We start from the raw sequence: 22518 nt of genomic DNA on the forward strand, positions 1-22518 counted from the left end.
CCTGACCCTCTCCTGCGGGGAGAGGGGACCGTTCGGCGCGGCCGGCAGGCGTCGAACGTTTTCCGGTTCTGCATGCGTGATTCAGATAAGCTTTGCCATTCCCTTATTCTCTTTTCGACTTCCAAATCGCCAAACGGTATATAAAACCGTTACTCCTTTCATAGCCGTTATAAATATGATGATCAGCAGAAAATCATCATATTGATAAGGGTGCGCAATGGCCGTTAAATCACTAAAAAAAGGATATCTGGCGCTGGCTGCTTCTGTGCTGCTGGTCGCGCAGGCGCAGGCGACGGAATTGCTGAACAGTTCCTACGATGTTTCCCGCGAGCTGTTTGCCGCCCTTAACCCGCAGTTCGAACAGCAGTGGGCGAAAGATAACGGCGGCGATAAGCTGACGATTAAACAATCTCATGCCGGGTCATCAAAACAGGCGCTGGCGATTCTGCAAGGGCTGAAGGCCGACGTGGTGACCTACAATCAGGTGACCGATGTCCAGATTCTGCACGACAAAGGCAAGCTGATCCCCGCCGACTGGCAAAGCCGTCTGCCGAATAACAGCTCGCCGTTTTACTCCACCATGGGCTTCCTGGTGCGTAAAGGCAACCCGAAGAATATCCACGACTGGAATGACTTAGTGCGTTCCGACGTGAAGCTGATTTTCCCGAACCCAAAAACCTCCGGCAACGCGCGTTACACTTATTTAGCGGCGTGGGGCGCGGCGGACAAGGCTGACGGCGGCGATAAAGCGAAAACCGAGCAGTTCATGACCCAGTTCCTGAAAAACGTCGAAGTGTTTGATACCGGCGGTCGCGGGGCTACCACGACCTTCGCCGAGCGCGGTCTGGGCGATGTGCTGATCAGCTTCGAATCGGAAGTGAATAACATCCGCAAACAGTATGAAGCGCAGGGCTTTGAGGTGGTTATCCCGAAAACCAACATCCTGGCCGAGTTCCCGGTGGCGTGGGTGGATAAAAACGTCCAGGCCAACGGTACCGAGAAAGCGGCAAAAGCCTATCTCAACTACCTGTACAGCCCGCAGGCGCAGACCATCATCACCGATTACTACTACCGCGTGAATAACCCGGACGTGATGAACAAACTGAAAGATAAATTCCCGCAGACCGAACTGTTCCGCGTGGAAGATAAATTTGGCTCCTGGCCTGATGTGATGAAAACCCATTTTGCCAGCGGCGGTGAGCTGGACAAACTGCTGGCGGCGGGGCGTAAGTAATGTTTGCAGTATCGACTAAACGCGTGCTGCCGGGCTTTACCTTAAGCCTCGGGACCAGCCTGCTGTTCGTCTGCCTTATCCTGTTGTTGCCGCTCAGCGCGCTGGTGATGCAGCTTGCCCAGATGAGCTGGGCGCAGTACTGGGACGTGGTGACCAATCCGCAGGTGGTGGCGGCCTATAAAGTGACGCTGCTGTCGGCGTTTGTCGCCTCCATTTTTAACGGCGTGTTCGGCCTGCTGATGGCGTGGATCTTAACCCGCTACCGCTTCCCGGGCCGCACGCTGCTTGATGCGCTGATGGATTTGCCGTTTGCGCTGCCGACGGCCGTTGCCGGCTTAACCCTCGCCTCGCTCTTCTCCGTGAACGGGTTGTACGGCGAGTGGCTGGCGAAATTTGATATTAAAGTCACCTATACCTGGCTCGGTATCGCGGTGGCCATGGCCTTTACCAGCATCCCGTTTGTGGTGCGTACCGTGCAGCCGGTGCTGGAAGAGTTAGGTCCGGAATATGAAGAGGCGGCGGAAACCCTGGGCGCCACGCGCTGGCAGAGCTTTCGCAAGGTGGTGCTGCCGGAGCTCTCCCCGGCGCTGATGGCGGGCGTTGCGCTGTCCTTTACCCGCAGCCTCGGTGAGTTCGGCGCGGTGATTTTTATCGCCGGCAACATTGCGTGGAAAACGGAAGTGACCTCGCTGATGATTTTTATTCGTTTGCAGGAGTTTGATTACCCGGCGGCGAGCGCGATTGCTTCGGTGATCCTCGCGGCCTCGCTGCTGCTGCTGTACTCGATTAACACTCTGCAAAGTCGCTTTGGTCGACGTGTGGTAGGTCACTGATGGCGGAAGTTACGCAATTGAAGCGATACGATGCGCCCCGCATCAACTGGGGTAAATGGTTTCTGATCGGTGCGGGCGTGCTGGTTTCCGCGTTTATTCTCGTCGTGCCGACGGTGTATATCTTCGTTCAGGCCTTCAGCAAGGGGCTGATGCCCGCGCTGGAAAACCTGGCGAACCCGGATATGCTGCACGCCATCTGGCTGACCGTGCTGATTGCATTGATCACCGTGCCGGTGAACCTGGTGTTCGGCACGCTGCTGGCGTGGCTGGTGACGCGCTTTAACTTCCCGGGACGTCAGCTGCTGCTGACCCTGCTGGATATTCCTTTTGCCGTGTCGCCGGTGGTAGCGGGCCTGGTGTATCTGCTCTTTTACGGCTCCAACGGGCCGCTGGGCGGCTGGCTGGATGAGCACAACCTGCAGATCATGTTCGCCTGGCCGGGCATGGTGCTGGTGACGGTCTTTGTGACCTGCCCGTTTGTGGTGCGCGAGCTGGTGCCGGTGATGTTAAGCCAGGGGAGCAACGAAGACGAAGCGGCGGTGCTGCTGGGCGCGTCAGGCTGGCAGATGTTCCGCCGCGTGACGCTGCCGAATATCCGCTGGGCGCTGCTTTACGGCGTGGTGCTGACCAACGCCCGCGCGATTGGCGAGTTTGGCGCCGTTTCCGTCGTCTCCGGCTCTATTCGCGGTGAAACCCTGTCGCTGCCGTTACAGATTGAGCTGCTGCAGCAGGACTACAACACCATCGGTTCGTTTACTGCCGCCGCGTTGCTGACGCTGATGGCTATTTTGACCCTGTTTTTGAAGAGTGTGGTGCAGTGGCGTTTAGAAAATCAGGAAAAACGTCAGCATCAGGAGGGAAATCATGAGCATTGAGATTGCCAATATTAAGAAGTCTTTTGGTCGCACCCAGGTGCTGAATGATATCTCGCTGGATATCCCTTCCGGACAAATGGTGGCGCTGCTCGGGCCGTCTGGCTCCGGTAAAACCACGCTGCTGCGTATTATCGCCGGGCTTGAGCATCAGACCAGCGGGCACATCCGCTTTCACGGCACCGACGTGAGCCGTCTGCATGCCCGCGATCGCAAGGTGGGCTTTGTATTCCAGCATTACGCGCTGTTCCGCCATATGACCGTGTTCGACAATATTGCGTTTGGCCTGACCGTACTGCCGCGCCGCGAGCGCCCGAATGCGGCGGCCATCAAAGCGAAAGTGACCAAACTGCTGGAGATGGTACAGCTTGCGCATCTGGCGGATCGCTTTCCGGCGCAGCTCTCCGGCGGGCAGAAGCAGCGCGTGGCGCTGGCGCGTGCGTTAGCCGTTGAACCGCAGATACTGCTGCTGGATGAACCCTTCGGCGCGCTGGACGCCCAGGTGCGTAAAGAGCTGCGTCGCTGGCTGCGTCAGCTGCATGAAGAGCTGAAGTTCACCAGCGTCTTCGTCACCCACGATCAGGAAGAGGCGATGGAAGTTGCCGACCGCGTGGTAGTGATGAGCCAGGGCAACATTGAGCAGGTTGACGAGCCGGAGCAGCTCTGGCGCGAACCGGCGACCCGCTTTGTGCTGGAATTTATGGGCGAGGTGAACCGTCTGCAGGGCACCATTCGCGGCGGACAATTCCACGTGGGCGCGCACCGCTGGCCGCTGGGCTATACCTCCGCGCATCAGGGGCCGGTCGATCTGTTCCTGCGTCCGTGGGAAGTTGACGTGAGCCGCCGAACCAGCCTCGATTCACCGCTGCCGGTGCAGGTGCTGGAAGCTAGCCCTAAAGGTCACTACACGCAATTGGTGGTACAACCGCTGGGCTGGTATACCGAGCCGCTGACCGTGGTCATGCGCGACGACGTCCCGCCGCACCGGGGAGAGCGCCTGTTTGTCGGTCTGCAGCATGCCCGTATTTATCACGGGAAGGAACGCATTGAGACGCGCGAGGATATTGCTCTGGCTGAGTCAGCCTGATAGGTTATCGCGTATGTTTTTCGCCCGGTGGCGTAATGCTTACCGGGCTTTTTATTGGGCAAAACCGTGAATACATTAGAACAAACAATCGGCAACACGCCTCTGGTCAAACTGCAGCGCATGGGGCCGGACAACGGCAGCGAAATCTGGGTCAAACTTGAAGGCAACAATCCGGCGGGGTCGGTGAAAGACAGGGCGGCCCTGTCGATGATTGTCGAGGCCGAAAAGCGCGGAGAGATTAAACCCGGTGATGTGCTGATTGAAGCGACCAGCGGCAACACCGGCATTGCGCTGGCGATGATCGCCGCGCTTAAAGGCTATCAGATGAAGCTGCTGATGCCGGACAACATGAGCCAGGAGCGCCGTGCCGCCATGCGCGCCTACGGTGCGGAGCTGATTCTGGTCACCAAAGAGCAGGGAATGGAAGGCGCGCGTGACTTAGCGTTAGCCATGGCGCAGCGCGGCGAAGGCAAGCTGCTCGATCAGTTCAACAACCCGGACAACCCGTACGCGCACTACACCACTACCGGGCCGGAAATCTGGCAGCAGACCGACGGGCGGATCACCCATTTTGTCTCCAGCATGGGTACCACCGGCACCATTACCGGCGTATCGCGTTTTCTGCGCGAGCAGGATAAAGCGGTGAGCATCGTGGGGCTGCAGCCGGAAGAGGGGAGCAGTATTCCCGGAATTCGCCGCTGGCCTGCCGAATATATGCCGGGCATTTTTAACGCGCAGCTGGTGGACGCGGTGCTCGATATCCATCAACAGGATGCCGAAAACACCATGCGGATGCTGGCGGTGAAGGAGGGGATTTTCTGCGGCGTCAGTTCCGGCGGCGCGGTGGCGGGCGCGCTACGTGTGGCGGGTGAAAATCCTGGCGCGGTAGTGGTGGCGATCGTTTGCGATCGCGGCGATCGCTACCTTTCTACCGGCGTATTTGGCGAAGAGCACTTTACCCAAGGCGCGGGAATTTAAACCTCGGGCGCGTCGAGCAGGTCCGTACCGTAGGAGTTATCCACGGTGCAGAGCCAGCGTTCACCCTGCTGATGAAAGACATAGGTTGCGCGCCGCGTGACCTGTGTTATCCCGGCTTCCGCCGTCGGGATATCCAGCCGGGTTTCCATAATCACCAGCGCATTGCCGCCGCCTTCGATAATCTCCATTTTTCCCTGCGTCACCACCAGCCGGTGCTGGAAATAGTCGGCAATGGCGATAAACGCGTTGCGGATATTTTCTTTGCCCCGCACGACCATGCCTGGCTTGACGACCAGCGCGGCGTCATCAGCGTAATACTCCATCAGTGTCGCGTAATCCTCCTGGGAGATAGCGCGATCGCAGGCTTCGATGGCGGCTTTAAGCTGTGGGTTGGGATTGGGCATTTCTGGCGATCCTTAAATTGCCGGGCTTTAATAAAAGCCTTTTGCTTACTTTGCCGTCAGCTTATCAAGAAACGCCCACAGCTTCTCATTCATTTCGCGATAATCGCAGGCACGCATCTCCTGTTCACTACGAATGAAACGCCTGCCTCTGGCGGCGCTAAGCTCCTGCTGCGAATGGGCGATCAGCAGCTCAATGACCTCAGCATCAAACTCCATGTGGCACTGGAAGCCATAAACCCGGTCGCTGTATTTCACAATTTGCCGCGGGCAGCCTTCGCTGGAGGCCATCACTTCCGCCTCCGGGGTCAGGCCTGGCATATCGTTATGCCAGTGGCCGACGACCAGCGAGGGGCCAAAATGGGCCAGTTTGTCATCCTGCAGGCCCGCGGTGGTGAGCGTGATGGGATAGTGACCCACCTCTTTTTCCGGACTTTGCATGACCGGCGCGCCCAGCGCTTCACCGATAAGCTGCGAGCCCAGGCATATCCCTACCACGATCCGTCCTGCGGCAATGGCCTGCGCAATCAAACGCTGCTCGGCGTGGCTATCAAACCAGGGGCACTCAGATAATGTCGTGCGCGGCGACTGCGGACCGCCGAGCACAACCAGCATATCAAAAGCGTTGGCGTTTTCCGGTAGCCTGTCCCCCGCGTATACCCGCGACCAGCTGATACCGTAGCCGCGCGCCTGCGCCCAGTGCAGGTAAGCTCCCGGCGCTTCAAAGACTTCATGGACGATAAAGTGGATCTGCATAGCGTTAACTCCCGTCACTGTTGTTGTAATATCTGGTATAAGTCATTGGCGAGCTTATTCATTTCATTGTCGCTGAGCGTCGCAAGCGACAGCCTCAGCCCGTGCGAAGGGGCGCGAATGCCGAACGTTTCGCCTTCGCGAACCAGCCAGCCGGCGTGCGCCAGACGGAGCGCTACCGGCTGGCTCGGCTCTTCCAGCGGGAACCAAAAATTAAGGCCGTCTCCCGGCGTCAGATGGGTGATTCCGCGGCTGGCGAGGGCGGCAATCAGCTTTTCATGCTGCTGACGATAGTGGCGCCGGGTTTCCGCCAGAGAGGCCATAAAGGTGTTGTCGTTAAGGCAGGCGATGACCAGATCCTGCAACAGATGGCTGACCCATTGGCTACCGGAATTAAGCCTCAGCCGCAGCGCCGCCGACGTGTCAGCGTCGCTGGCGACGATGGCCAGACGCAAATCTGGTCCCAGGGTTTTTGACAGGGAGCGTACCAGCGCCCAACGCTGACTTTCCGCGGCGATAGGGGAGTACCAGGGCGTGGCGGAGAGCAGCGCGAAATGGTCGTCAACAATCACCAGAACCTGCGGATAGCGGGCCAGTATTTCGCGTATTGCCCGGGCGCGGGATTCGCTGAGGCTACAGCCGGTCGGATTGTGCGCGCGCGGGGTAATAATGACCGCCCGGGCGCCGTTGCTCAGCGCCTCTTCAAGGGCCCCAGGCTGCATGCCTTCCCCGTCGACCGGTACCGGCGAAGGGCTAAAACCGGCGTAGCGCAGCATATTGATGCTGCTGAGAAAGCAGGGGTCTTCGATGGCCACGCTATCGCCGGGCAGCAGCAGGGCGCACAGCAGGCGCTCAAGCGCATCGACAGCGCCGCTGGCAAGGTTAATATCGGCATCCAGGTTCACATCGTTGTTAACCCAGCGGCTGGCCCACGCGGCCAGCCGTGGTTCAACCGCCGCATCGCCGTACAGGCGAGGCGCTGGCGCAATTGCGCCGAGATAGCGCTTGAGGTTTGCCAGGCGAGCGGGGTCGGGATTGCCGCTGGAGATATCCTTCAGCGGCGAAGAGGGATCGCCACCTTCAAGGGCGGGCAGGGTATTATGGGTTTTAATGGCGGTACCATTACGCCCCTGGCTGATAGCCAGGCCAGAGGTCACCAGTCGCTTATAGGCGGCAGCGACGGTATTGCGGTTAACCAACAGCTTGCCCGCCAGCTCGCGGACCGGCGGTAAAACATCGCCAGGCTTGAGTACGCCGCTTTGTACCAGATGGCGGATGCTATCGAAGATCTCACTGGCAGTTTTTCCAACGATCATTATTGACCTATGACAAAATGAATTTTAGCATAGGACGAATGATAATCAGAGTATGACCCGCTGTCCAGCGGGGGGAGAAAGGATGGGCCAGCAAGATGAAATACAATCGGTGCTCTTCAACGATAAAAGTCGGGCGCTTCAGGTCGATATTGTGGCCGTGCAGTCGCAGGTGGTCTACGGCAGCGTAGGCAACAGTATTGCGATACCGGCGATAAAGCAGCACGGCCTGCGGGTCATCGCGGTGCCGACGGTGCTGTTCAGCAATACGCCGCACTATGATACTTACTATGGCGGCGTTATCCCGGAAGAGTGGTTTGCCGGCTATTTAAAGGCGCTGGAGGAGCGTGACGCCCTGCGCGAGCTGCGGGCGGTAACGACCGGCTATATGGGCAGCGCCGTGCAGATTAAGCGTCTGGCGCAATGGCTGCTGCGCATTCGCGAGCAGCATCCTGAACTGTGTATTCTCGTTGATCCCGTCATTGGCGATGTGGATAGCGGTATTTACGTCAAGGCCGAGATCCCTGAAGCCTATCGTACGCATTTGCTCCCGCTGGCGCAGGGGATCACGCCCAATCTGTTTGAGCTGGAGACGCTAAGCGGTCTGCCTTGCCATAATCAGCAGGAGGCGATTATTGCCGCCCGTAGTCTGCTCTCTGATTCACTGAAATGGGTCGTTATCACCAGCGCGCCGGGAGAAAATAGCGCCACGATCAACGTGCTGGTGGTTAGCGCGCAGTCGGTCGAGGTGGTTGAACATCCGCGCGTTGAAACCGATCTGAAGGGAACGGGCGACCTTTTTTGCGCCGAGCTGGCGAGCGGCCTGGTGCGCGGAATGCCGCTGGGCGAGGCCGCCCACGCTGCCGCGCAGCGGGTGCTGGCGGTTATGACCTGGACCAATGAACAGGGCTGCGATGAGCTCATTCTTCCGCCGCATAGGGAGGGAGAATGAAGAGCTATCGTTTAGTGGTGCGTCAGCAGGGAAGAGTCGTCGGCCATTTTGAGACCACCGGCAGCGAAGCCCTTGAGGATGTCTGCGAAGTGGGATCTTTATTTGGCGCCGTTGGCGGATATCAGTGTGATTTACAGGTTTCTGACAGCGAGAAGCGGATTCTGGAAAGCGGCCCGGAAGGGATGAAAATACTTTCGCGGGAGAAGTGCTATCGGCCGTTTAAAGCGGCGAGATAAAAAAATGGCGCCCGAGAGGCGCCATTCTTCTGCGGCAAGAATTACTTCTTGATGCGGATAACCGGTGTTTCACCCACGGTTACGCTACCGGACAGTTTGATCAGCTCTTTGATCTCGTCCATGTTGGAGATAACAACCGGAGTCAGGGTAGACTTGGCTTTCTCTTCCAGCAGCGGCAGATCGAATTCGATAACCGGGTCGCCGACTTTCACACGCTGGCCTTCTTCGGCGATACGTTTGAAGCCTTCGCCTTTCAGCTCAACGGTATCAATACCGAAGTGAACGAACAGTTCAATGCCGCTATCAGATTCGATTGAAAAAGCATGGTTGGTTTCAAAAATTTTACCGATGGTACCATCTACCGGCGCAACCATTTTGTTGCCAGTAGGTTTGATAGCAATGCCATCACCCACAATTTTTTCCGCAAAAACTACATCCGGCACGTCTTCAATGTTGACGATCTCGCCAGAGAGCGGGGCAACAATCTCAATAGTTCCGGTGTCTTTTTTATCATCAGAAACCAGAGATTTCAATTTATCGAACAAACCCATGATCTTCTCCTAAGCAGTAATTTGGGCCGCGCATCTCGTGAATTAGCAGATTGTTTTTTCTTCAATGAACTTGTTAACCAGCGTCATTAACTCGTCCGTTGTCGGTTGAGCAAGAGCCTGCTCTGCTAATACTTTCGCATCTTCGAAGTTCGTGTTACGGATAATCTTCTTGATGCGCGGGATGGAAATGGCGCTCATAGAGAACTCGTCCAGACCCATACCCAGCAACAGAAGTGTAGCACGTTCATCGCCCGCAAGCTCACCGCACATGCCAGTCCATTTGCCTTCAGCATGAGAAGCATCAATAACTTGCTTAATCAGCGTCAGCACGGACGGGGACATTGGCTGGTAAAGATGTGAAATCATATCATTACCACGGTCAACTGCCAGAGTATACTGCGTTAAATCATTGGTACCGATACTAAAGAAATCAACTTCTTTGGCTAAGTGACGCGCAATTGTCGCAGCGGCTGGGGTTTCCACCATCACGCCAATCTCAATTGCCTCATCAAAAGCTTTACCTTCGTCGCGCAGTTCCTGTTTGTAGATTTCGATCTCTTTCTTCAGTGCACGCACTTCTTCAACAGAGATGATCATCGGGAACATGATGCGCAGTTTACCGAAAGCGGAAGCGCGCAGGATGGCACGAACCTGGTCGCGCAGAATCTCTTTGCGATCCATGGCGATGCGCACTGCGCGCCAGCCGAGGAACGGGTTCTCTTCTTTCGGGAAGTTCATGTACGGCAGCTCTTTGTCGCCGCCGATGTCCATGGTGCGAACGATAACCGCCTGCGAGCCGCACGCTTCGGCAACGGCTTTGTATGCTGCGAACTGTTCTTCTTCAGTCGGCAGCGAGTCGCGGTCCATGAACAGGAATTCTGTACGATACAAACCAACGCCTTCCGCGCCGTTACGTTCGGCACCTTCAACGTCGCGTACGGTACCGATGTTGGCGCAGACTTCAACCTGATGGCCGTCCAGCGTAATGGCCGGCAGGTCTTTCAGCTTAGCCAGTTCCGCTTTCTCTTCAGCGACCTGAGCCTGCAGGTTGCGCAGTTCTTCGATTTGTTGATCGCTCGGGTTAACCAGAACCTGATTATTCACCGCGTCGAGAACCAGATAATCGCCGTTTTTCACCTGGGTAGTCACGCTACCGGTGCCCACGATGGCCGGCAGTTCCAGGGAACGCGCCATGATGGAGGTGTGGGAAGTACGGCCGCCCGCGTCGGTGATGAAACCCAGCACCTTGTTCAGGTTCAGCTGTGCGGTTTCAGACGGGGTGAGGTCAGCGGCTACCAGGATAACTTCATCCTGAATCGCGCTCAGATCGATGATGGCCAGACCGAGGATGTTGCGCAGCAGGCGCTTACCGATGTCGCGTACGTCAGCGGCACGCTCTTTCAGGTATTCGTCATCCAGTTCTTCCAGGGCAGTAGCCTGACCTTCGATAACTTCATTGGCTGCCGCATCGGCAGTCATATGCTTATCTTTAATCAGGGCTATGATTTCCTGCTCAAGCTCCTCATCTTCCAGCAGCATGATGTGCCCTTCGAAGATGGCTTCTTTTTCTTCACCGAAGGTTTCACCAGCTTTGGTTTTGATGACCTCCAGCTGGGCGGAGGCCTTGGTGCGGCCATTCAGAAAACGTTCAACTTCCTGATCAACCTTATCGGCAGAAATTTTCTTCCGGTCGATGACAATTTCATCTTCTTTCAGCAGAAGTGCCTTGCCGAAAGCGATACCCGGGGATGCTAAAATGCCTGAAATCATAACCCTACCTTACTTGTGACTGATATTAAAAAGAACCCGTGAACTTACTCGAGTTCAGCCATCAGTTTTACCAGATGCTCAACTGCTTTTTGCTCGTCTTCGCCTTCGGCAGAGAGAGTGACAACGGTACCCTGGGTCAGGCCCAGAGTCTGCAGTTTGAACAGGCTTTTGGCGCTGGCGCTTTTGCCGTTGGAGGTTACAGTGATCTCAGAAGTGAAGCCTTTTGCTTCTTTAACAAACTGAGCAGCAGGGCGGGTGTGCAGACCGTTCGGAGCGGTAATAGTAACTTCTTGCTGGAACATTATATTTCCCCAACTTATAGGTTTAGTGTTGTGGACCTAAAGTTTAGCCTAACGGCCAAACTTTAGCCTGTATCGTTAGCGCCGGCATCACGTATCCGGCTCCGGCACCATCAGCGGAAAATCGCTGTGGAAACCTTCAGGCCGTTAACGTCTACCACGTCATTAAACATTATGCCGCTAAAGGAAGACTTGAACCAAATCATAAAATCGATTCAGCTTATGGAAATCCAAATCGGAATAATTTCGCGCATCGAAATAAATGTGCTGGTTAAATACCAGACCCAACGAAGTGAATCAATGCCAGGAGGGGTAAAAGTTTGATGTGCGCCACAAAAAAGCACCTGAAAAGGTGCTTTTTTACACGATATTAACAAGCTGGCATTACTGTTGCAGTTCTTTCTCGGTGAAGAGATCGGCAAACAATGCGGTGCTTAAATAGCGCTCACCTGAAGAGGGTAGGATAACCACAATATTCTTGTTGGTAAAGGCTTCATCCTCCTGCAGCTTCAGCGCAGCGGCAACGGCAGCGCCGGAAGAGATGCCGGCCAGAATGCCTTCCTCTTCCATCAGGCGACGGGCGGTGGAAATGGCTTCTTCATTGGTAATAGCCACTACTTTATCCACCAGCTTCAAATCCAGGTTGCCTGGGATAAAGCCTGCGCCAATACCCTGGATTTTGTGCGGGCCTGGCTTCAGCTCTTCGCCTGCCAGCGCCTGGGCGATAACCGGGGAGTCGGTAGGTTCAACGGCAACGGTAATCAGATCTTTTTTACCTTTGGTGCCTTTGATATAGCGGCTCACGCCGGTCAGCGTACCGCCAGTACCGACGCCGGAGATGAAGACGTCGATTTGACCATCGGTATCTTCCCAGATTTCCGGGCCGGTGGTTTTTTCATGAATTTCCGGGTTGGCCGGGTTGCTGAACTGCTGGAGCAGGAGGAATTTTTCCGGGTCGCTGGCGACAATTTCTTCGGCTTTCTGGATGGCGCCTTTCATCCCCTTGGCGCCTTCGGTCAGCACCAGGTTAGCGCCCAGGGCCTTCAGCAGCTTGCGGCGTTCGATGCTCATGGTCTCCGGCATCGTCAGCGTCAGTTTATAACCGCGCGCCGCAGCCACGTACGCCAGCGCGATACCGGTATTACCGCTGGTCGGTTCCACCAGCTCAACGCCGGGCTTCAGCACGCCGCGTTTTTCGGCATCCCAAATCATATTGGCACCGATACGGCATTTTACGCTAAAGCTCGGGTTACGAGATTCTACCTTTGCCAGGATGCGTCCGTTACCGATGCGGTTCAGTCGTACCAGCGGCGTATGGCCGATAGTCAGGGAGTTATCTTCAAAAATCTTACTCATGGCCCGTCCTTAACTGTATGAAATTTGGGAGTACGGCTTCAGCATACCCGCTTAAAGAATATGCGGAAGTAAGGATTTAGCATATCTATATTCAGAAGAGAAATAATGGCAAGCCAGAAGTAATAAGGAGCGGCATAAGCCGCTCCGAAAGCGATAGCGCTACTTCCACATGGCGTGTTTGTCACGGTAGCAATCGACCCACATCGCCGTCGCGCCGCAAATCGCGACGGGCAGGATGACCAGGTTTAGCACCGGGATCATGGTAAACAGGCTGGTCAGGGCGCCAAACTGCATATTGGTCACTTTGCGCGTGCGCAGCGCCTGACGCATCGTTTTAAACGGCACCTTATGGTTATCAAAAGGGTAATCGCAGTACTGAATCGCCAGCATCCAGGCGCTGAACAGGAACCACAGCACGGGGGCGACGGTCTGGCCGATACCGGGGATAAAGTAGAGAAGCAAAAGGACGATGGCCCGCGGTAGGTACCAGGCAAACTTCTGCCACTCGCGCTTCATGATGCGCGGAACATCTTTCAGGATGCCGAAAACCCCGACATCCGGCGGCGTCGCGCCCGTCAGGCGCGCTTCAAGCTGCTCGGCCAGCAGGCCGCTAAAGGGCGCGGCAATCCAGTTGGCGATTGTCGAGAAGAAGTAGCCGAAGACAAGCAGAATAGAAATGACCACCATGGGCCATAGCAGATAGTTAAGCCATTGCAGCCATTCAGGAACATGGCTCATCAACGAAGGGATCCAGCTGTCCAGACGCGTGAACAGCCACCAGAATGCGCCGCCCATCAGAATAATGTTGACGAGTAAAGGGAGGAATACGTATCGACGGATCCCCGGCAGCCCGATCAGCTTCCAACCCTGCGAAAAATAGTAGACGCCACTGCGCGGGGTCGTTACGGATGATGAAACCATAGTCAGGTAATGCTCCTTTTTTGACATCCAGGCTGAATGCCGGGCTATTTTATCGGGTTAGCAGACAATAACCAGTTAGGAAATGTTCGAAAAAACAGCAAAAAGCACGATTTAGTTCATCTTTATGTAGTGAAAGCCCCCGACGCACTTGCACTTGATGTAATCGGCAAATACTCTTAGTGAGTAAATGTTTGCCGTGGTGGCAAGGTGTTAGAACAACAGAGAATATAATGATGCAGGATTTGCGTCTGATATTAATCATTGTTGGCGCGATCGCCATAATCGCTTTACTGGTGCACGGTTTCTGGACCAGCCGTAAAGAACGCCCCTCGATGTTTCGCGATCGCCCACTGAAACGTATGAAGTCTCGCGACGATGAAGCGTCGGAAGGCGACGACTTTGATGACGATGTTGAAGGCGTTGGTGAAGTCCGGGTTCATCGGACCAGTCATGCGCCGAATGGCGTTCATGGGGAGCATGAAGCACCTCGTCAGCCGCAGCACCAGTATCAGCCTCCTTATGAGCGTCAGGCGCAACAGCCACCTGTGCGCCCGGAAGAGCCTGTCCGTGCACCGCAGCCGCCGCAACATCAGCCCGTTCACGCCCAGGCCCCGGTCCAGCAGCCGCAGCGCGCCGTGCCGCCTCAGCAGCCGGTACAGCCGCAGCCCGTTCCGCATGTGCAGCAACCCGTTCAGCATGCGCAGCAGCCCGTTCCGCATGTGCAGCAGCCGGTTCAACAACCTGCCGCCGCTCCAGAACCGCAGCCAGCGCCGGAACCTCAGGCCCCTGAGCCGCAGCAGGCCGCGCCGCAGCCTAAAGAGCGTAAGGAGACGGTCATCGTGATGAACGTCGCTGCGCATCACGGTTCGCAGCTCAACGGCGAGCTACTCATCAATAGCATCCAGCAGGCGGGCTTCAAATTTGGCGATATGAATATCTTCCATCGCCACCTCAGCCCGGACGGCAGCGGTCAGGTGCTCTTCAGTCTGGCCAATATGGTTAAGCCTGGCACCTTCAATCCTGACAGCATGGCGGATATGATGACGCCCGGGGTCACTATCTTTATGCAGGTTCCGTCCTTTGGCGATGAACTGCAAAACTTTAAGCTGATGCTGCAGTCCGCGCAGTACATTGCCGATGAAGTCGGCGGCGTAGTGCTGGATGACCAGCGTCGTATGATGACGCCGCAAAAATTGCGTGAATATCAAGACCGAATTCGTGAAGTGAAAGAGGCTAACGCCTGATTCATCTTCTTGCGTTTCATCTACTTATCCTGAACCCCCGCCCGTCGGGGGTTTTTTATCATTGATGGTGTGATATGGAATCGAACGAACAAAAACTGACTGAACTGCGAACCACGCTTCGCCATCATGAATATCTCTACCACGTCATGGATACGCCGGAAATCCCTGATGCGGAATACGATCGGTTAATGCGCGAACTGCGCGAGTTGGAAGCTCAGTACCCTGAGCTGATCACCCCGGACTCGCCCACCCAGCGCGTCGGTGCCGCACCGTTAGCCTCTTTTAGCCAGATTCGCCATGAAGTCCCGATGCTGTCGCTGGACAACGTTTTTGATGAGGAGAGCTTCCTCGCGTTCAACAAGCGGGTACAGGATCGCCTGAAAAATACCGATAACCTGACTTACTGCTGCGAGCTCAAGCTGGATGGCCTGGCTGTCAGTATCCTGTATGAAAACGGCCTGCTGGTGCAGGCGGCGACCCGCGGCGATGGAACGACCGGCGAAGATATTACCTCCAACGTGCGTACCATTCGCGCGATTCCCCTGAAGCTACGCGGTGACAATATTCCGCAGCGGCTTGAGGTGCGCGGAGAGGTGTTCCTGCCGCAGGCAGGGTTTGAAAAAATTAATGAAGAGGCGCGGCGAACCGGAGGTAAAGTCTTTGCTAACCCGCGTAACGCGGCGGCGGGGTCTTTACGCCAGCTCGATCCGCGAATTACCGCGAAGCGTCCACTCACTTTCTTTTGCTACGGCGTGGGCGTGCTGGAAGGCGGCGAGCTGCCTGCCAGCCACTCGGCGCGCTTGCAGCAGTTTAAGTCCTGGGGGCTGCCGGTCAGCGAGCGTGTAAAGCTCTGCCATACGCCAGAGGAAGTGCTTACTTACTATCGCCAGGTTGAAGAGGATCGGCCGAAGCTGGGGTTTGATATCGACGGCGTGGTCATCAAAGTCGATTCGCTGGCGCTGCAGGAACAGCTTGGCTTCGTAGCCCGCGCGCCGCGCTGGGCGGTGGCGTTTAAGTTTCCGGCGCAGGAGCAGATGACTTTCGTGCGCGACGTTGAGTTTCAGGTCGGGCGCACTGGCGCCATCACGCCGGTTGCGCGTCTGGAGCCGGTACACGTCGCCGGGGTCCTGGTCAGCAACGCGACGCTGCATAATGCTGATGAAATCGAGCGTCTGGGACTGCGTATCGGCGATAAGGTGGTCATTCGCCGCGCCGGCGATGTTATCCCTCAGGTCGTGAACGTCGTGCTCTCAGAACGCCCGGAGGAGACGCGTGAGATCGTGTTCCCCACCCATTGTCCGGTATGTCATTCCGACGTTGAACGCGTGGAAGGCGAAGTGGTGACGCGCTGTACCGGCGGTCTGATCTGCGGCGCCCAGCGTAAAGAAGCGCTCAAGCATTTTGTCTCCCGTCGCGCCCTGGACGTTGACGGTATGGGCGATAAAATCATCGATCAGCTGGTTGAAAAAGAGTACGTGCATACGCCGGCCGATCTCTTCCAACTGACGCCGGGTAAACTCACCGGGCTCGATCGCATGGGGCCCAAATCAGCGCAGAACGTGGTGGATGCCCTGGAGAAGTCCAAAGAGACCACCTTTGCCCGTTTCCTTTATGCGCTGGGGATCCGCGAAGTCGGTGAGGCGACGGCAGCCGGTTTAGCGGCCCATTTTGGCACCATTGAGGCGCTGGAGCAGGCTTCAATTGACGATCTGCAAAAAGTGCCCGATGTCGGGATTGTGGTTGCCACGCACGTGCGTAATTTCTTTGCCGAAGAGAGCAACCGCGAAGTGATTGCTCAGCTGCGTAAAGAAGGCGTCCGCTGGCCGGCGCCGGTCGTGGTCAATGCGGGAGAGATTGATAGCCCCTTTGCCGGCAAAACGGTGGTTCTGACCGGTAGCCTGAGTCAGCTCTCCCGTGACGATGCGAAAGCCCGGCTGGTTGCGCTGGGGGCGAAGGTGGCGGGCAGCGTGTCGAAGAAGACCGACCTGGTCATCGCTGGGGAGGCGGCGGGCTCTAAGCTTGCCAAAGCGCAGGAGCTGGGAATTGCGGTGATCGATGAAGACGAAATGCTGCGTCTGCTCGGAGAGTCGCGTGGATAAAGATCAGCTTATTGAGATTGCCAATACGGAAATGCCGTTTGGTAAATACAAAGGGCGGCGCTTAATCGATGTGCCGGAAGAGTATTTGCTGTGGTTTGCCCGTAAGGATCAATTTCCCGCCGGGCATCTTGGCGAGCTGATGGCATTAACGCTATTGATTAAAACGGAGGGGCTGACCAGCCTGGTCGAGCCCCTTAAGCGCCCGCGTTAGGCTTCGGAGGCGCGGCTTTTCTCCTGCGCCTGTAACGCTTCGGCCTGGCGCTTATAGCGCCGCGCCAGCACCGCACAGACCATAAGCTGAATCTGATGGAAGATCATTAGCGGCAGCACCATTATCCCCAGGATAGAGGTCGGGAAGAGAATGTTGGCCATCGGAATGCCGTTCGCCAGGCTCTTTTTCGACCCGCAAAAGACAATCGTAATTTCATCCGCTTTATTAAACCCGCACCTGCGCGCCACAAAGACGTTAATCGCAATCACAATCGCCAGCAGCACCATGCTGACAATAACGATAAACAGCAGCGAACCGACGCCGACTTTGTGCCAGATACCGTTAACAACCGCCTCGCTGAACGCCGAATAGACCACCAGCAGGATGGAGGTCTGGTCGGTTTTCGAGATCCACTTTTTATGTTTTGCCACCCAGTTGCCAATCCACGGACGAGAGAGATGTCCCAGCACAAACGGCAGCAGCAGCTGCAGCATGATTTTGCCAACCTGCTCCAGACTCCCCCCCGCACCGTGCAGGTTCATCAACAGGCCGACCAGCAGCGGCGAAATGAAGATCCCCAGCAGGCTTGAGGCCGAAGCCGAGCATACCGCAGCCGCCACGTTGCCGCCCGCCAGAGAGGTAAACGCAATGGCTGACTGGACGGTGGCGGGAAGAATGCAAAGATAAATAAACCCGGTATAGAGCGCCGGATCGACGTTAACGGGCGCCCACCAGGCGAACAGCACGCCAAGTACGGGAAAAACGATAAACGTGCTGCACATGACCCAGAGATGTAAACGCCAGTGGCTACCCCCAGCAACGATCGCCTCACGGGAGAGCTTGGCGCCGTGCATAAAGAAAAGCAGCGCGATGGCGGCGGTGGTTAAATGTTCAAAGAAGGGGACAAATCCGCCGCGCGCAGGAAAAAAGGAGGCCAGCAGGACGACGGTGACTAACGTCAGGGTGAATGGATCAAGAATGCGGAAAAATTTCATAAACGCTCCTGAAAATCGATGTCGCTATTGTGCTTTCTTTAGTTTGAGAAATAAAATCGATTTATTGCATCTATTCATGAAAAAAAGAGATGAATTATTCGCTACGTCAGTTGAAGGTTTTTGTGACCGTTGCTCGCGTCAAAAGCTTTAGCCGGGCAGGGGAGAGTATTGGCCTGAGTCAGTCAGCGGTAAGCCACAGCGTGAAAGAGCTGGAACATCAGACCGGCGTACGCCTGCTTGACCGAACGACGCGCGAAGTGGTGCTCACGGAAGCCGGACAGCAGCTGGCAGCCCGGCTTGAGCGCCTGCTGGATGAGTTAAACGGCACGTTGCGTGAGGCCGGGCGCGTCGGGCAGCAGCTTATGGGAACCGTGCGGGTGGCGGCCAGCCAGACCATTTCCGCCCATCTGATCCCGCAGTGCATCGCCTACAGCAACCGTCGCTATCCGGAGATAGATTTTGTTCTGCACGATCGCCCCCAGCAGTGGGTGCTGGAGAGCATCCGTCAGGGAGAAGTTGATTTTGGCATTGTTATCGACCCTGGCGCCGCGACCGATTTGCAGTGTGAGGCGGTTCTCGCTGAACCTTTCCTGCTGCTTTGCCGTTGCGATCACCCTTTCGCTAAAAGGGATGCGGTGAGCTGGCATGCGCTGCATGACCAGCGGCTGGTTTTGCAGGATTATGCTTCGGGTAGCCGGCCGCTGATTGACGCCGCGCTCGCGGGATTCGCCGTTACCGCAAATATCGTGCAGGAAATCGGTCATCCGGCCACGCTATTCCCAATGGTTGAGTCGGGGATAGGCATCAGCATCCTACCTGCGTTAGCGCTGCCGCTCCCTCAGGGAAGTCATCTGCAGGTGAAGCGGCTCACCCCGGTGGTGGAACGCCAGCTGATGCTGGCGCGGCGTAAAAACCGCTCGCTATCGACAGCCGCAGAGGCGCTGTGGGAGGTGGTGCGGCAGCAGGCTGGCCAGCTGACCGCCTTACGCGAAAACGACCCCTTGTATCAGAAATGAAATCAATAGCTTTTTAATATCAAACGTCCGGGAAAACTGTATTGGTAATCGATTGCGTAGCATCGTTATAACAGCATGGTAGCCAATCACTTTATCGATCTTTCAGTTTTTAAGGACAGCTTATGAGCGACACGCTTTTCTCACAGAATCCCTGGTATAGCGCCGATATTATTCGCGGATATAAGCCGGATTTTACGCCGCGGGTGGCCTTTATCCTGGGGTCGGGTCTCGGGGCGCTGGCGGAACAAATTGAAGATGCGGTGGCGATATCTTACGAAAAGCTGCCCGGCTTTCCGGTGAGTACCGTGCACGGCCATGCCGGCGAACTGGTGCTTGGAAATCTGGCCGGCGTACCCGTTGCCTGCATGAAAGGGCGTGGGCACTTCTATGAAGGTCGGGGCATGACGGTGATGACTGATGCCATCCGGACGCTAAAGCTGCTGGGGTGTGAACTGCTGTTTTGTACTAACGCTGCCGGTTCTTTACGTCCGGAAGTGGGGCCGGGAAGTCTGGTGGCGCTCAGCGATCATATTAACACGATGCCGGGTACGCCAATGGTGGGCCTGAATGATGAGCGCTTCGGCGAACGCTTCTTCTCCCTGGCCAACGCCTATGACGCGGATTACCGCGCCGTTCTGCAGCGCGTAGCGGAGGAGGAGGGGTTTCCGCTGACTGAAGGCGTATTTGTCTCTTATCCCGGGCCGAATTTTGAAACGGCGGCGGAGATTCGCATGATGCAGATTATCGGCGGCGATGTGGTGGGGATGTCCGTCGTGCCGGAAGTCATCGCTGCCCGCCATTGCGAGCTGAAAGTGGTGGCCGTCTCAGCCATTACCAATCTGGCTGAGGGCCTCGGCGATGTGAAACTATCTCACGCGCAAACCCTGGCAGCGGCCGAACTCTCCCGGCAGAACTTTATTAACCTGATCTGCGGCTTCTTACGCAAACTGGCCTGAAAAAATAATAAATATTGACCCCGCTTGCGGGGTCTTACTTTAATGGCAAGGAACGGAAAAATGGGTATCGCCTCTCGCTTAAAACTCATGTCGTTTTTGCAATATTTTATCTGGGGTAGCTGGCTGGTCACCCTGGGTTCTTACATGATAAACACACTGCATTTCACCGGGGCAAATGTCGGCATTGTCTATAGCTCCAAAGGGCTGGCGGCCATTATCATGCCCGCCATTATGGGGATCGTCGCCGATAAATGGCTACGTGCAGAACGGGCCTATATGCTCTGCCACCTGGTCTGCGCGGGCGTGCTTCTTTATGCAACGACCGTCACCGATCCGGAGACGATGTTCTGGGTAATGCTGATTAACGCGATGGCCTATATGCCGACTATCTCGTTGTCTAATAGCATCTCCTATTCATGTCTGGCGCAGTCCGGTCAGGAGCCGGCGACCGCGTTTCCTCCTGTTCGCGTATTTGGCACTCTTGGTTTTATTGTCGCCATGTGGACGGTTAGCCTGATGGGGCTGGAGCTGAGCAGCGCGCAGCTGTATATCGCCTCTGCCGCGTCGTTATTACTGGCGATTTATGCGCTTACGCTACCGAAAATTCCTGTGACCGAGAAGAAACCTGGCACCACATTGGCCGCGAGGCTGGGACTGGATGCATTCATATTGTTTAAAAATCCGCGGATGGCCATTTTCTTTTTCTTCGCGATGATGCTCGGGGCGGTACTGCAAATCACCAACGTCTTCGGTAACCCCTTTCTGCATGATTTCGCCCGCAACCCGGCGTTTGCCGACAGCTTTGTCGTGCGCTATCCCTCTATTTTGCTTTCAGTTTCGCAGATGGCGGAAGTTGCCTTTATTCTCACCATTCCGTTCTTTCTGAAACGCTTTGGCATTAAAACGGTCATGCTGATGAGTATGCTGGCGTGGACGCTGCGCTTTGGCTTTTTTGCCTTTGGCGATCCGTCTCCGTTCGGTTTTGTTCTGCTGCTGATGTCGATGATCGTTTACGGCTGCGCATTCGACTTCTTTAATATTTCAGGGTCGGTGTTCGTAGAGCAAGAGGCGGGGGCGCATATTCGCGCCAGCGCGCAGGGGTTGTTTATGACCATGGTGAACGGTGTTGGCGCATGGGTAGGTTCGGTTCTCAGCGGCATGGCCGTGGATTACTTCTCTGTTGATGGCGTAAAAGAGTGGCAGACCATCTGGCTGGTGTTCGCGGCCTATTCATTGCTGCAGGCGGTTATTTTTGCCGCGTTCTTCAAATATAAACATGAACCTGAGAAGTTAATGAAAAAAGCGCTGACGCATTAATCCTCTTCCGCGGCGGGCACATGTTCCGCCGTTTCATTTTTTCTGATGCAGTGTGGTAACTTTGCGCATTATCTTTATGCCTCAGGAGCGCATGACCCATGGAACGCACGCATCGTATCGATCTGAAGTTATTGCGCTATTTTCTGGCTGTTGCCGAAGAGCTGCATTTTGGTCGTGCGGCGGCCCGTCTGAACATGTCGCAACCTCCGCTCAGCATTCACATTAAAGACCTGGAGCAGCAGCTTGGCACGCTGCTGTTTGTTCGCCACTCCCGCAGCGTAGCGTTGACCCACGCAGGAAAAATCCTGATGGAGGAGTCCCGTCGTCTGCTTTCCAGCGCGAATCAGGCGCTGGCGCGCGTGGAACAAATTGGGCGGGGTGAGGCGGGACGGGTAGAGCTGGGCGTGATAGGTACGGCTATGTGGGGAAAAATGCGTCCGGTGATGCGGCGTTTTTTGAAAGAGAACCCTAACGTAGAGGTGCTTTTCCGCGAGAACATGCCCGCCATGCAGATGGCGATGCTGGAACGACGCGAGCTGGACGCCGGCGTCTGGCGGATGGCGACAGCGCCTTCTCCTGGATTTACCAGCCTGCGCTTGCACGAATCCTCTTTTCTGGTGGCCATGCCGGAAGAGCATCCGCTTGCCGCGCGTAAGGCGATCCCGCTTGCGGCGTTGCGTAACGAATATTTTGTCACCATGCCTTCAATACATACCGACTGGACGTTTTTGCAGCGCGTGTGCCAGAGCGCCGGATTCTCGCCGATGATTATCCGTGAAGTGATGGAGCCGCAAACGGTTCTGGCGATGGTCAGTATGGGGATAGGTATTACGCTCATCGCTGATAGCTATGCGCAAATGACGTGGCCGGGGGTGGTGTTTCGTCCGCTGGAAGAACGCATACCGGCAGATTTGTATATCGTCTATGACCAACAGCAGGCGACGCCCGCGCTGGAGAAGCTGATTGCGGCGCTGGTGAATTGATGGTCAGTGGCGGATAGCAAGGTGAAGGCCCGTGTCGGCTTTGTCTATCGCAGATAGCAAAAAAGCGCCTTTAGGGCGCTTTTTTACATTGGTGGGTCGTGCAGGATTCGAACCTGCGACCAATTGATTAAAAGTCAACTG

General features: G+C 56.0%; 23 protein-coding genes. 14 read left to right on the forward strand and 9 right to left on the reverse strand.

Annotation, left to right across the window (positions count from 1 at the left end; translation table 11 throughout):
* Positions 1–217 precede the first annotated feature (217 nt).
* From cysP to cysM, 5 genes are all read left to right on the forward strand, one after another.
* Positions 218–1234, forward strand: coding sequence for a thiosulfate/sulfate ABC transporter substrate-binding protein CysP (cysP, locus tag SIK97_RS20105; protein WP_014230322.1), 1017 nt, complete (start codon positions 218–220; stop codon positions 1232–1234).
* Positions 1234–2067: a sulfate/thiosulfate ABC transporter permease CysT gene (gene cysT, locus SIK97_RS20110; protein WP_004123378.1), complete on the forward strand. Its 834-nt coding sequence runs from the start codon at positions 1234–1236 to the stop codon at positions 2065–2067. Before cysP ends, cysT begins: the two co-directional genes overlap by 1 nt.
* Complete coding sequence (gene cysW / locus SIK97_RS20115) at positions 2067–2942, forward strand: sulfate/thiosulfate ABC transporter permease CysW (RefSeq protein WP_004853017.1); 876 nt, start codon at positions 2067–2069, stop codon at positions 2940–2942. The genes cysT and cysW overlap by 1 nt, the downstream gene beginning before the upstream one ends.
* A complete protein-coding gene (cysA, locus tag SIK97_RS20120) occupies positions 2932–4026 on the forward strand; it encodes a sulfate/thiosulfate ABC transporter ATP-binding protein CysA (RefSeq protein WP_004853015.1) in 1095 nt (364 codons plus the stop codon). The genes cysW and cysA overlap by 11 nt, the downstream gene beginning before the upstream one ends.
* Positions 4027–4092: 66 nt before the next feature.
* Positions 4093–5004, forward strand: coding sequence for a cysteine synthase CysM (gene cysM / locus SIK97_RS20125; RefSeq protein ID WP_014230319.1), 912 nt, complete (start codon positions 4093–4095; stop codon positions 5002–5004).
* On the opposite strand, the gene SIK97_RS20130 is transcribed toward cysM, so the two are convergent.
* Genes SIK97_RS20130 through ptsJ form a run of 3 tightly spaced genes read right to left on the reverse strand, consistent with a single transcriptional unit; the run spans position 5001 to position 7474 of the window.
* The gene (locus SIK97_RS20130; protein WP_047723142.1) at positions 5001–5408 is read right to left on the reverse strand and encodes a YybH family protein; all 408 of its coding nucleotides are present in this window, start codon (positions 5406–5408) and stop codon (positions 5001–5003) included. The genes cysM and SIK97_RS20130 overlap by 4 nt on opposite strands.
* Before the next feature lie 45 nt (positions 5409–5453).
* Positions 5454–6161 carry a type 1 glutamine amidotransferase gene (locus SIK97_RS20135; RefSeq protein WP_048260624.1) on the reverse strand — a complete coding sequence of 236 codons (708 nt, stop codon included), beginning with the start codon at positions 6159–6161 and terminating at the stop codon, positions 5454–5456.
* Between the two features lie 14 nt (positions 6162–6175).
* Positions 6176–7474, reverse strand: a complete 1299-nt coding sequence (gene ptsJ / locus SIK97_RS20140; protein WP_057173344.1) for a transcriptional regulator PtsJ — start codon at positions 7472–7474, stop codon at positions 6176–6178.
* An 82-nt stretch (positions 7475–7556) separates the two neighbouring features.
* Here ptsJ and pdxK point away from each other — a divergent pair, with 82 nt between their 5' ends.
* Positions 7557–8423: a pyridoxine/pyridoxal/pyridoxamine kinase gene (gene pdxK, locus SIK97_RS20145; protein WP_025106636.1), complete on the forward strand. Its 867-nt coding sequence runs from the start codon at positions 7557–7559 to the stop codon at positions 8421–8423.
* Entirely contained in the window at positions 8420–8659 is a 240-nt protein-coding gene (locus SIK97_RS20150) for a hypothetical protein (RefSeq protein WP_004104337.1), read from the forward strand. Before pdxK ends, SIK97_RS20150 begins: the two co-directional genes overlap by 4 nt.
* 41 nt (positions 8660–8700) lie before the next feature.
* Here SIK97_RS20150 and crr read toward each other — a convergent pair whose 3' ends face one another.
* The 5 genes from crr to cysZ all read right to left on the reverse strand — a co-directional run bounded on the left by crr (position 8701) and on the right by cysZ (position 13556).
* Entirely contained in the window at positions 8701–9210 is a 510-nt protein-coding gene (crr, locus tag SIK97_RS20155) for a PTS glucose transporter subunit IIA (RefSeq protein WP_000522253.1), read from the reverse strand.
* 42 nt (positions 9211–9252) lie between these two features.
* Positions 9253–10980 carry a phosphoenolpyruvate-protein phosphotransferase PtsI gene (ptsI, locus tag SIK97_RS20160; protein ID WP_004852999.1) on the reverse strand — a complete coding sequence of 576 codons (1728 nt, stop codon included), beginning with the start codon at positions 10978–10980 and terminating at the stop codon, positions 9253–9255.
* A 44-nt stretch (positions 10981–11024) separates the two neighbouring features.
* A complete protein-coding gene (gene ptsH, locus SIK97_RS20165) occupies positions 11025–11282 on the reverse strand; it encodes a phosphocarrier protein Hpr (RefSeq protein ID WP_002913505.1) in 258 nt (85 codons plus the stop codon).
* Positions 11283–11663: 381 nt separating this feature from the next.
* The gene (cysK, locus tag SIK97_RS20170) at positions 11664–12635 is read right to left on the reverse strand and encodes a cysteine synthase A (RefSeq protein WP_046878226.1); all 972 of its coding nucleotides are present in this window, start codon (positions 12633–12635) and stop codon (positions 11664–11666) included.
* A 159-nt stretch (positions 12636–12794) separates the two neighbouring features.
* Positions 12795–13556, reverse strand: a complete 762-nt coding sequence (gene cysZ / locus SIK97_RS20175) for a sulfate transporter CysZ (protein WP_009654873.1) — start codon at positions 13554–13556, stop codon at positions 12795–12797.
* Positions 13557–13786: 230 nt separating this feature from the next.
* Between cysZ and zipA the strand changes: the two genes are divergently transcribed.
* From zipA to SIK97_RS20190, 3 genes are all read left to right on the forward strand, one after another.
* A complete protein-coding gene (gene zipA / locus SIK97_RS20180; protein WP_057173343.1) occupies positions 13787–14800 on the forward strand; it encodes a cell division protein ZipA in 1014 nt (337 codons plus the stop codon).
* A gap of 74 nt (positions 14801–14874) precedes the next feature.
* Positions 14875–16899 carry an NAD-dependent DNA ligase LigA gene (ligA, locus tag SIK97_RS20185; protein WP_057173342.1) on the forward strand — a complete coding sequence of 675 codons (2025 nt, stop codon included), beginning with the start codon at positions 14875–14877 and terminating at the stop codon, positions 16897–16899.
* On the forward strand, positions 16892–17110 hold the full coding sequence (locus tag SIK97_RS20190) for a DUF3820 family protein (RefSeq protein ID WP_004123346.1): 219 nt from the start codon (positions 16892–16894) through the stop codon (positions 17108–17110). The genes ligA and SIK97_RS20190 overlap by 8 nt, the downstream gene beginning before the upstream one ends.
* Here the strand turns inward: SIK97_RS20190 and SIK97_RS20195 are convergent.
* Positions 17107–18105, reverse strand: coding sequence for a bile acid:sodium symporter family protein (locus tag SIK97_RS20195; protein WP_004852990.1), 999 nt, complete (start codon positions 18103–18105; stop codon positions 17107–17109). The genes SIK97_RS20190 and SIK97_RS20195 overlap by 4 nt on opposite strands.
* Before the next feature lie 89 nt (positions 18106–18194).
* Here SIK97_RS20195 and SIK97_RS20200 point away from each other — a divergent pair, with 89 nt between their 5' ends.
* The 4 genes from SIK97_RS20200 (at position 18195) to SIK97_RS20215 (ending at position 22377) form a co-directional block, all read left to right on the forward strand.
* Complete coding sequence (locus tag SIK97_RS20200; protein WP_014230310.1) at positions 18195–19121, forward strand: LysR family transcriptional regulator; 927 nt, start codon at positions 18195–18197, stop codon at positions 19119–19121.
* A gap of 122 nt (positions 19122–19243) precedes the next feature.
* Complete coding sequence (gene xapA / locus SIK97_RS20205) at positions 19244–20077, forward strand: xanthosine phosphorylase (RefSeq protein WP_014230309.1); 834 nt, start codon at positions 19244–19246, stop codon at positions 20075–20077.
* Positions 20078–20137: 60 nt separating this feature from the next.
* The gene (locus SIK97_RS20210; RefSeq protein ID WP_057173341.1) at positions 20138–21394 is read left to right on the forward strand and encodes a nucleoside permease; all 1257 of its coding nucleotides are present in this window, start codon (positions 20138–20140) and stop codon (positions 21392–21394) included.
* A gap of 98 nt (positions 21395–21492) precedes the next feature.
* Positions 21493–22377, forward strand: coding sequence for a LysR family transcriptional regulator (locus SIK97_RS20215; protein WP_014230307.1), 885 nt, complete (start codon positions 21493–21495; stop codon positions 22375–22377).
* The last annotated feature ends 141 nt before the right edge of the window (positions 22378–22518 follow it).

Origin of the sequence: Klebsiella sp. JN_Kp126, assembly GCF_033843325.1 — a bacterium.
Lineage (GTDB): Bacteria > Pseudomonadota > Gammaproteobacteria > Enterobacterales > Enterobacteriaceae > Klebsiella > Klebsiella michiganensis.

Excerpts from the sequence above, each read along its gene's own strand:
- SIK97_RS20215 (WP_014230307.1), top strand. The coding sequence starts at position 21,493 with ATGGAACGCACGCATCGTATCGATCTGAAGTTATTGCGCTATTTTCTG.
- SIK97_RS20200 (WP_014230310.1), top strand. The coding sequence starts at position 18,195 with ATGAATTATTCGCTACGTCAGTTGAAGGTTTTTGTGACCGTTGCTCGC.
- ptsH (WP_002913505.1), bottom strand. The coding sequence starts at position 11,282 with ATGTTCCAGCAAGAAGTTACTATTACCGCTCCGAACGGTCTGCACACC.
- SIK97_RS20210 (WP_057173341.1), top strand. The coding sequence starts at position 20,138 with ATGGGTATCGCCTCTCGCTTAAAACTCATGTCGTTTTTGCAATATTTT.
- cysP (WP_014230322.1), top strand. The coding sequence starts at position 218 with ATGGCCGTTAAATCACTAAAAAAAGGATATCTGGCGCTGGCTGCTTCT.
- cysT (WP_004123378.1), top strand. The coding sequence starts at position 1,234 with ATGTTTGCAGTATCGACTAAACGCGTGCTGCCGGGCTTTACCTTAAGC.
- cysA (WP_004853015.1), top strand. The coding sequence starts at position 2,932 with ATGAGCATTGAGATTGCCAATATTAAGAAGTCTTTTGGTCGCACCCAG.
- SIK97_RS20195 (WP_004852990.1), bottom strand. The coding sequence starts at position 18,105 with ATGAAATTTTTCCGCATTCTTGATCCATTCACCCTGACGTTAGTCACC.
- ligA (WP_057173342.1), top strand. The coding sequence starts at position 14,875 with ATGGAATCGAACGAACAAAAACTGACTGAACTGCGAACCACGCTTCGC.
- SIK97_RS20150 (WP_004104337.1), top strand. The coding sequence starts at position 8,420 with ATGAAGAGCTATCGTTTAGTGGTGCGTCAGCAGGGAAGAGTCGTCGGC.
- cysW (WP_004853017.1), top strand. The coding sequence starts at position 2,067 with ATGGCGGAAGTTACGCAATTGAAGCGATACGATGCGCCCCGCATCAAC.
- crr (WP_000522253.1), bottom strand. The coding sequence starts at position 9,210 with ATGGGTTTGTTCGATAAATTGAAATCTCTGGTTTCTGATGATAAAAAA.
- xapA (WP_014230309.1), top strand. The coding sequence starts at position 19,244 with ATGAGCGACACGCTTTTCTCACAGAATCCCTGGTATAGCGCCGATATT.
- SIK97_RS20130 (WP_047723142.1), bottom strand. The coding sequence starts at position 5,408 with ATGCCCAATCCCAACCCACAGCTTAAAGCCGCCATCGAAGCCTGCGAT.
- pdxK (WP_025106636.1), top strand. The coding sequence starts at position 7,557 with ATGGGCCAGCAAGATGAAATACAATCGGTGCTCTTCAACGATAAAAGT.
- ptsJ (WP_057173344.1), bottom strand. The coding sequence starts at position 7,474 with ATGATCGTTGGAAAAACTGCCAGTGAGATCTTCGATAGCATCCGCCAT.
- zipA (WP_057173343.1), top strand. The coding sequence starts at position 13,787 with ATGATGCAGGATTTGCGTCTGATATTAATCATTGTTGGCGCGATCGCC.
- ptsI (WP_004852999.1), bottom strand. The coding sequence starts at position 10,980 with ATGATTTCAGGCATTTTAGCATCCCCGGGTATCGCTTTCGGCAAGGCA.
- cysK (WP_046878226.1), bottom strand. The coding sequence starts at position 12,635 with ATGAGTAAGATTTTTGAAGATAACTCCCTGACTATCGGCCATACGCCG.
- cysZ (WP_009654873.1), bottom strand. The coding sequence starts at position 13,556 with ATGGTTTCATCATCCGTAACGACCCCGCGCAGTGGCGTCTACTATTTT.
- SIK97_RS20135 (WP_048260624.1), bottom strand. The coding sequence starts at position 6,161 with ATGCAGATCCACTTTATCGTCCATGAAGTCTTTGAAGCGCCGGGAGCT.